This window comes from Nocardia sp. NPDC005745, assembly GCF_040630775.1.
Taxonomy (GTDB): domain Bacteria; phylum Actinomycetota; class Actinomycetes; order Mycobacteriales; family Mycobacteriaceae; genus Nocardia.
Map to the genome: position 1 here is coordinate 1 of NZ_JBEXYF010000066.1, position 7,738 is coordinate 7,738.

7 protein-coding genes are annotated in these 7,738 nt (G+C 69.4%); 3 read left to right on the plus strand and 4 right to left on the minus strand.

Going from position 1 to position 7,738, the window contains the following annotated elements; genetic code table 11:
- Positions 1–670, minus strand: a 670-nt coding sequence (locus ABZ420_RS35290; protein WP_357132327.1) for a class II aldolase/adducin family protein, incomplete at its 3' end; no start/stop codon positions are given.
- Between the two features lie 61 nt (positions 671–731).
- On the opposite strand from ABZ420_RS35290, the gene ABZ420_RS35295 reads away from it, so the two are divergent.
- From ABZ420_RS35295 to ABZ420_RS35305, 3 genes are read left to right on the plus strand one after another with little or no spacing between them, the layout of a single operon-like run.
- Positions 732–1,373, plus strand: coding sequence for a TetR/AcrR family transcriptional regulator (locus tag ABZ420_RS35295; RefSeq protein ID WP_357132330.1), 642 nt, complete (start codon positions 732–734; stop codon positions 1,371–1,373).
- Positions 1,370–2,755: an FAD-dependent oxidoreductase gene (locus ABZ420_RS35300; RefSeq protein WP_357132333.1), complete on the plus strand. Its 1,386-nt coding sequence runs from the start codon at positions 1,370–1,372 to the stop codon at positions 2,753–2,755. The genes ABZ420_RS35295 and ABZ420_RS35300 overlap by 4 nt, the downstream gene beginning before the upstream one ends.
- Positions 2,756–2,808: 53 nt before the next feature.
- Positions 2,809–3,300, plus strand: coding sequence for an SRPBCC family protein (locus tag ABZ420_RS35305; RefSeq protein WP_357132336.1), 492 nt, complete (start codon positions 2,809–2,811; stop codon positions 3,298–3,300).
- A gap of 79 nt (positions 3,301–3,379) precedes the next feature.
- On the opposite strand, the gene ABZ420_RS35310 is transcribed toward ABZ420_RS35305, so the two are convergent.
- The 3 genes from ABZ420_RS35310 to ABZ420_RS35320 all read right to left on the minus strand — a co-directional run.
- On the minus strand, positions 3,380–4,777 hold the full coding sequence (locus ABZ420_RS35310; protein ID WP_357132339.1) for a GH1 family beta-glucosidase: 1,398 nt from the start codon (positions 4,775–4,777) through the stop codon (positions 3,380–3,382).
- A gap of 40 nt (positions 4,778–4,817) precedes the next feature.
- The gene (locus tag ABZ420_RS35315; RefSeq protein WP_357132342.1) at positions 4,818–6,056 is read right to left on the minus strand and encodes an MFS transporter; all 1,239 of its coding nucleotides are present in this window, start codon (positions 6,054–6,056) and stop codon (positions 4,818–4,820) included.
- Positions 6,053–7,738: peptidase (locus ABZ420_RS35320; RefSeq protein WP_357132345.1), on the minus strand; the 1,686-nt coding region annotated here is incomplete at its 5' end. The genes ABZ420_RS35315 and ABZ420_RS35320, both read right to left, overlap by 4 nt.

Genomic DNA, 7,738 nt, shown 5'->3' on the forward strand with positions numbered 1-7,738 from the left:
CGGGGTTGTCGATCTGTGCGGGGCGGGTCGCGCCGTATCCGCGCGCCGTCGCGGCCCGGATCACCGCGGCTTGCTGCTCGTCGTCGAGCAGGCGGGGACCGCCGAGTCGCCGGGTATCCAGGTAGATCGCGCACGCCCACTCGAGCAGCAGGGCATGGTCGGCGGCCTGACCCAGAGATGCCCCGATCGTCACCGCGCCGTGATTGGCCAGCAGCGCGGCCTGCTTGCCGCGCAGCGCCCGCACCGTGGACTCGGCCAGTCCGGGAGTTCCGAACGGGTGGAACGGCACGACGTGCGTATCGCCGCCGAGCAGAAGCTGCTGGTAATGAAAGACGGGCAGGTGCGTCTCGGCGCACGCGACCGCGACGGATTTCGGTGCGTGAGTGTGTACGACCGCGCCGGTGCCGAGTTCGCGATAGCACCCGAGGTGAAGATCCACTTCGGAGGTGGGAGCCAGCGCTCCGGCGATCTGGGTGCCGTCCAGGGTGAGCACACAGAGATCATCGGCATCGATGCCTGCCAGCTCGGCTCCTGTGGGCGTGATCACCACTTGGTCGGCGAATCGGCTGCTCACATTGCCGGAGGTGCCGATGAGCAGGCCCTTCGCGGACAGCATCCGGCAGACCTCGGCCAGTTCTCGGCGCTGTTCGGGCAGCGTGATCGCGGTCATGCGGCTAGCCTAACGGTAAATGTGAAAGAAAGTCAGATTCACGTCACGGAAGCGGGTGGAGATGGACGGGCAGCTCGTGATCGCTTCGGCGGCACTGCGCCGGGTGCCTCAGCAGGCGCGCAGCAGGGAGAGACTGGAGCACATACTGCGGGTGGCCGACCGGCTCATGGCCGAGTCCGGCCCCGAGGCGCTGACCACCTCACGGGTTGCCGCGGCCGCGGGCATCTCGGTCGGGTCGCTCTACCAGTACCTGCCCGATCGCGAGGCGATCATCGAAGCGCTCGCGGAGTCGTACCTGCGACGGCTCGAGGACGCGATGAGAGAGTTGGCCGAGCGCGCTCGTGCACGACGCTGGCCGGACCCGATCGCGGAACTGGTGGATGTGTTCGCGGAGCTGTATCGGTCCGCACCCGGATTCCGCGCACTGTGGTTCAGCAGGCACCTCACCGACGCGACTCGCGCCGCCGACCGCGAGCACAAGAAGCGGATGGCTGTCACACTCGCGGAAGTCCTACTGGCCCAACGGGTCCTGCCGGACATTGACCGGCTCGCCAATGTCTGCTACGCGGGCCACGTCATCGCCGACGCGGCCCTGCAGGAGGCGTTCCGGCTCGATCCCGACGGTGACCCGGACCTGTTGCGCGAGACCAAAACCGCGCTGCGCGGATACGTAGCCGCCTACACCCGGGAGGTGGCCGAGTGAACGCGTGCGACGTCGTGGTGGTCGGAGCCGGGTTGGCGGGGCTGGTCGCTGCCAGACGGCTGCGAAGCGCCGGCCTGGACGTCGTCGTCGTGGAAGCCCGGGACCGGGTGGGCGGGCGGACGTTCGATCACGACCTCGGTGACGGCCAGGTCGTGGAGGTCGGCGGCCAGTTCATCGGCCCGACCCAGGACCGGTTGCTCCGGCTGGCCGGAGAACTCGGTGTCGAGACCTTCCGGGCCAACACCGCTGGTGCGAGCGTCTATGTCAAGAACGGGCGCGGCACGCGCTATACCGGCGATATCCCACCCGATCTGCTGGCTCTGCCCGATCTCGGCGTGGCGATGCACCGCATCGACCGGATGGCGGAGCGGATCCCGGTGGTCGCGCCGTGGACCGCGCGCGACGCGTCGCGGCTGGACGGGATGACCTTCGAGAGCTGGCTGCGGCGAACGACGCTGGGCCGGGGCGCCCTCGACCTTGTCAACGCGTTCCTCGGCTCCGCGTTCGGTGGTTCCGCCCGTGACGCGTCGCTGTTGTTCGGTCTCTGGTACATCGCGACGTTCGGCAACGAGACCCATCCGGGCACGCTGGCGCGTGGCATCGGTGTGGCGGGCGGAGCCCAGGAATCGCGATTCGTCGGCGGCGCGCAAGAGCTGTCGCGACGGCTGGCGGCCGATCTGAGAGAACGGGTCGTGCTGTCGGCGCCGGTGACCGCGATCGAACAGGATGCGCGACGGGCGACGGTCAGCGCCGGTGCGCGCACCTGGACCGCCGAGGCGGTGATCGTGGCGATCCCGCCGGTGCTGGCCGGGCGGCTGCGCTGGGATCCGGTGCTACCGGCCCAACAGCAGGCATTGTTGCAGCGGCTGCCCTTCGGCACCCTGATGAAATGCGAGGCGATCTATCCCGAGCCGTTCTGGCGCGAGGCCGGACTCAACGGCAGTGCGGTCTTCCGCGACGGCGCACCCATCTGCTCGATGTTCGACAACACTCCACCCTCCGGCGCGCCGGGCATCCTGATGGGTTTCCTAGGGGGACAGGCATGGCGGACCTGGTCGCCACGTAGTGGCCGGGAACGCCGCGGTGCGGTGCTGCGCTCTTTCGCCGCCGCCGTCGGGCCGGAGGCCCTGCGCCCGTCGTCCTATTTCGAGCAGGACTGGACGCGCGAGCCGTGGACGCTGGGCGGCCCCACCGCTGTCGCCGGCCCCGGCGTGCTCACCGAGTACGGCCCCTGGCTGGGGCGGCGCTTCGATCGTGTGCACTGGGCGGGTGCCGAACTGTCGCCGTACTGGAACGGATTCATGGAGGGCGCGGTCCGTTCCGGTGAGCAGGCGGCCTGTGCGGTTCTCGCCGATGCACCGGAGACGGTTCCACAACGATGAGTTCGGTACCGCTCGAACGAATGCGGGCGAGCGTCGAGAAAGGGAACGCGAACATGTCCACTCCGGTCACCGTGGAGGAGAAGGCCGTCATCCCCGCGAGCGTCGAGCGAGTCTGGGAGGTGGTGTCCGCGACGGACCGCTACGACGAATGGGTCGCCGCCGTCCTTTCGGTCACCGATCACCACGGAACAGCACAGGTGGGCAAGACCTATGCCGAACGCAACACCACGATCGGGCCGCTCACGACCCGTTCGCAGTGGACCGTCCGGGAAATCGAGCCGCTGCGGCGCCGGGTGGATCACGGAACCGGCTTCGAACCCATGCGGGATCTCACCAATATTTTCGAGTTCCGGCCCTTGACCTTCGAGGACGGCACTGCCGGAACCGAGATGACCTATCGGGTGACCTACCGTCCCGGACTCGGCGTGATCGGTCGCTTGATCGATCGCGTGCAGAAGCCGGGGATGCGTGCGGGAATGCGCCGATCCATGCAGAACCTCTCCGATCTGCTCGTTTCCGAAACCGAACCCTCCGGCAGAGGCTGACCTGGGCGGCGGACCGGTACGGACGCCGAACGCCCGCCGGGCGGCGGGCGGGTGGTGCGCCGTCCGCACCGTCGCACCGTCAGGACCGCTGCCGGTGCGCGCGCACGGTGTCGCGGTACCAGTACCAGGAGTCCTTTCTGGTACGTGCCAGGGTTTTCCAGTCGACGTGGATCAGGCCGAAGCGTTCCTGGTAGCCGGCGGCCCATTCGAAGTTGTCGAGTGCGGACCATACATAGAAGCCGCGCACATCGATGCCGTCGGCGACGGCCGCGGCCACCGCGCGCAGGTGGGCGTCGAGGAATTCGATGCGCCGGGTGTCGGGGACGCGCCCGTCGGGGCCGGGCTCGTCGTGGAACGAGGCGCCGGTCTCGGTGATGACGATCGGCGGCAGGCCGGGGTAGCGGGCGCGCATTTCGGTGAGGATGTCGGTGAGGCCGGAGGGGACGATGGCCCAGCCGAAGTCGGTGCGGTCGACATCGGGGATGGCGACCGGGGAGAAGGGCATGCCGGCGGGGATGTCGACCTCGAGGACGCCGCGGTAGTTTTTGTCGGGGCGGGGTGCTTCGATACTGACGGGTTCGTAGTAGTTGACCCCGTAGAAGTCGAGCGGTTCGGAGATGACGGCGAGGTCGGCGGCCAGGGCATCCTCGTCGAGGCCGGTGGTCGCGGCGATCAGCGCGGTGACCTCGTCGGTGGGGTAACGGCCGAGCAGGATGGGGTCGGCGAAGGTCCAGTGGGTGAGGGTGGCGAAGGTATCGGCGGCCTCGACATCCTCGGGTGCCTCCGAGGCGGGTCGCACCGGGTAGTGCTGGCCGACCACGCCGACGCGGGCGAGGCCGTGCGCGCGGATCGTCCGGACGGCCAGCCCGTGGGCGAGCAACTGGTGGTGTGCGGCGGAAAAAGCCTCGAGGCCGAGCCCGAGGGCGGGGGCGTGATCGGTGAGGACGTGTCCGTAGAGGGTGTGCACGTTCATCTCGTTGAGGGTCAGCCAGTCGGTGACTCGATCGCCGAGGCGCCGCACCACGATGTCGGTGTAGTCGGCGAAGGCCTCGGCCGTTCCCCGTCGCAGCCAGCCGCCCGCCTCTTGCAGCGGCTGCGGAAGGTCCCAGTGATAGAGGGTGGGCACCGGGCGGATGCCGGCTTCCAGCAGTGCGTCGACGAGGCGTTCGTAGAAGTCGAGTCCGGGATGGTTGATCGCGCCGCGTCCGTCGGGGACGACGCGCGGCCAGGCGATGGAGAAACGGTAGTCGTGGATTCCGGCGTCGCGCAGGTGCTCGATGTCCTCGCGATAGCGGTGGTAGTGGTCGGTGGCCACCGCGGGGGTGCCGCCGTGGCGGATGGTGCCGGGCCGGGCGGCGAAGGTGTCCCAGATGCTGACACCGCGCCCGTCCTCGGCGACTGCACCCTCGATCTGCGCTGCTGCGGTGGCCATCCCGAAGCGGAAGTCGAAGGGGAACTGCGGCGGTGACGATGGCATGGATGTCCTCGGGTCGAGAGTTGATGTGGGAGCGGTCGTCTCAGTAGCGGTCGGGCAGACGGGCGACGCAAAGCACGGCTCCGGCGGCCGTGAGCGCTGCCAGCCCGTACAGGCCGGAGTAGCCGAGCGGGCCTGCCACCAGCGCAGCGGCCACCAGCGGGGCGGCGACCTGGGGAAGTACAGCCGCGATATTGGCGATGCCGAGCATGGTGGCGTGCGTCGTCGGGTCGGTGAGGGTGGCGGTGACCATCGCCATGTCCACGGCGAGATAGAGCCCCCAGCCGCAGCCGAGCGCCGTCGCCGCGCCGATCACCACCGGATAGGGCGGCAGGGTGGCGAGGGTGACGGTTCCGGCGACGGTCGCGCCCGCCGCGGCGACCGCGAACGCACGGCGCCTGCGCAGCCGGTCGGACAGCCCGCCCGCCACGCCCGCCGTGGCCGCCGCGATGAGGACCACGAGCACGGTGACGAGCAGCACGGCCGTCTCGGGATCCTCGACACCGACGGCATCGTCGAGATAGAAGTACAGATACAGCAGGATCAGCGCGTTGCCGAAGTTCATCAGGAACCGCATACCCCAGGCCCATGCGAACAACGGGGGCAGTCCGCCGCGCAGCCGGCCTGCCGCGACCGGTGGCGGTAGCGCGGTGCCGAAATCTCCGGACCGCCGCCCTTGCGCGAGCAGCCAACCCGCGCCGAGCGCGGGGACCGCGATCGCGAGGGCGACGTATCCAGCGCCGCTCGAATCCGAGGCGACGGCGAGGGCTGTGCCGGTGACCACTCCGAGGGTCTGCGCGATCCCGAACAGAGCGCCGACGAGACCACGTTGCGACGGCGGTACCCGATCGGCGATGAGCGCGGCATACGCGGCGGCCGGACCGTTCAGGCCCAGCTGCGCACACGCCCATCCGGTGACCATCCAGCCCACCGACGGTGCGTTGGCGAGGATCAGCAGACCGAGGACTCCGATCGCGGTGCCCGCGAGAATGACGGGTACGCGGGGACCACGGGACGAGCGGAGCCGGTCCGACAGCACCCCCCACAGCGGGTTGGCGATCAGTGACACCAGGGCGCCGGTGCCCGACACCAGCGCCAGCGCCGCCTCCTTGCTGCCCGCTTCGGCCGCTTCGAATGCTTCGGCCTGGGCGGGCAGCAGGATCTGCAGCGGGCCGAACCAGCCCGCCGCCACCCCGGTCATGGCGAGGACGAAGGTGATCAGCCATCCGGCGCCGACGGGTGGGACGGGTGTGGTGCGTGCCCGCGCGGTACCGCTGGTCATCGGCGCGCGGATTCCCACATGGCGACGAAGTCCTCGGCGCCGTTCATCAGCTCGCAGGCGAGTTCGTCGCCGTCGTCGCCTGCCGTCCGGATGACATCGGCGTACCAGTCGGCATAGAGCCCGTACTGAGCGACACCGTCGAGATTGAGGTCGTAGACGCGATCACCGACGCGCTGACGGTCGAACTCGACCCCATTGGGAGCGCGGAACGGGTAGGTGAGCGGTCGCTGCGCGGCATCGAGCCGCGGGGCCGCCAGAACCGCGAGTCCGTTGACGTCGGACCCGTAGCCGTAACCGGTCACCCGATCGCCGTGCGGCCCCGAGGTGTTGGCGCGCCATTCCGACAGGAAGTCCGGCTCGCCGTCCCCGGCATCGGCGGCGGCGTAGGCGTAACTCCCGACGAATCCACCGAGTGCGAGCACCCGGTCGACCATTTCCCGGTCCGCCCAGGTGTGCGCCGAGATGATGCCCGGATATCCGGCCGCTTCGGCGATCTCGAGGGTGTCGCGCGCGGCGCGCACACTCATGTGATCGATATTGATCACCATGCCGCGCGCGATCATGCCGTGCACGAGATGACGGCCGAGTGCGGTGAGACCGCGGATATTGCACACCGGCCCGCTCGGATAGACGGGCACCACGGTACCCGAGGGCAGTCCGGTGGCACCGCCCGCGAGCAGATCGCTCAGTGCCGAGTCGGCGAACAGCTGCTCGTGATCGGCGGCGCCGGTGCAGGATTCGGCCTGCCACCAGTGCCCAGTCGCGAGCAGGTTGCCGACATTGATGGCGGCGCCTGCGAGACCGGGATCGAAACGGGTGCCGCCGAAGGCATTGTCGAACTTGTGGACCGGGAACAGATTGCTCACCCCGAGAGCCTGCATCTCGTCGAGCCCCCGGTCGATGTCGGCGACGGTGCACTGCGCGACATCGCGTATTTCGCGGCAGCCGAACAATTCGGAGTTCTCGACCCCGATGATCACCGCCAGTTTCCCCTGCGCGGCGATCGATCTGACCTGCTCGGGTGAGGTGGCGATACGGAACCAGCCCCGGCCGGGGCCGCCATGGGTCGCGTCGACGTGATCCTGCATGGCGCGCAGATAGTTCGCCTGGATGTGGATCTCTTCCATCTCGTCACAGGCGTGGTGGCGCCGCTGCGGAGACAACTCGCAGATCACCCGGTTCGCGACCAGCAGGGTGTTGACCACGCGCAGACCGGCCCGCCAGGCCCGCTCGATGCCATCGATCTGAGCCTGTTCGTGCAGCACCGTGTCGTGCCGGGGCCAGGACTCGAAGCCGGGCCAGCCCCCGCCCCCATCGGGCACCGGCGCACCACCGCCGATCACCGCCTCGAGCAGCGAACCCGGCTGTGCCCCCGCCTGCTCAGGGCACGGCGCGAGAGCCGTCGCGACACCACCCTCGGCGAAGGGTCGCCCGCACCGCAGCGCACCGCCGAACGCTTCGGCAGCGGTGAGGTGGGCGTGCGCGTCGATCATGCCCACCAGCTTCCCGGCGGCGTCGACACCGGAAAGCTCCGACCGGTCGGCGAGTTGCCGGGCCGCGTCGGTGGTGGCCGGTTCCCGCTCGCCGGTCGGCGGCAGCTCGATCGCGTCGGAACAGATCGCGATGATGATGGCAAAGACCAGCGTGGACCCGATCGGGCCGCGCATGTTTCTGAGGGCACC

Excerpts from the sequence above, each read along its gene's own strand:
- ABZ420_RS35315 (WP_357132342.1), bottom strand. The coding sequence starts at position 6,056 with ATGACCAGCGGTACCGCGCGGGCACGCACCACACCCGTCCCACCCGTC.
- ABZ420_RS35305 (WP_357132336.1), top strand. The coding sequence starts at position 2,809 with ATGTCCACTCCGGTCACCGTGGAGGAGAAGGCCGTCATCCCCGCGAGC.
- ABZ420_RS35295 (WP_357132330.1), top strand. The coding sequence starts at position 732 with ATGGACGGGCAGCTCGTGATCGCTTCGGCGGCACTGCGCCGGGTGCCT.
- ABZ420_RS35310 (WP_357132339.1), bottom strand. The coding sequence starts at position 4,777 with ATGCCATCGTCACCGCCGCAGTTCCCCTTCGACTTCCGCTTCGGGATG.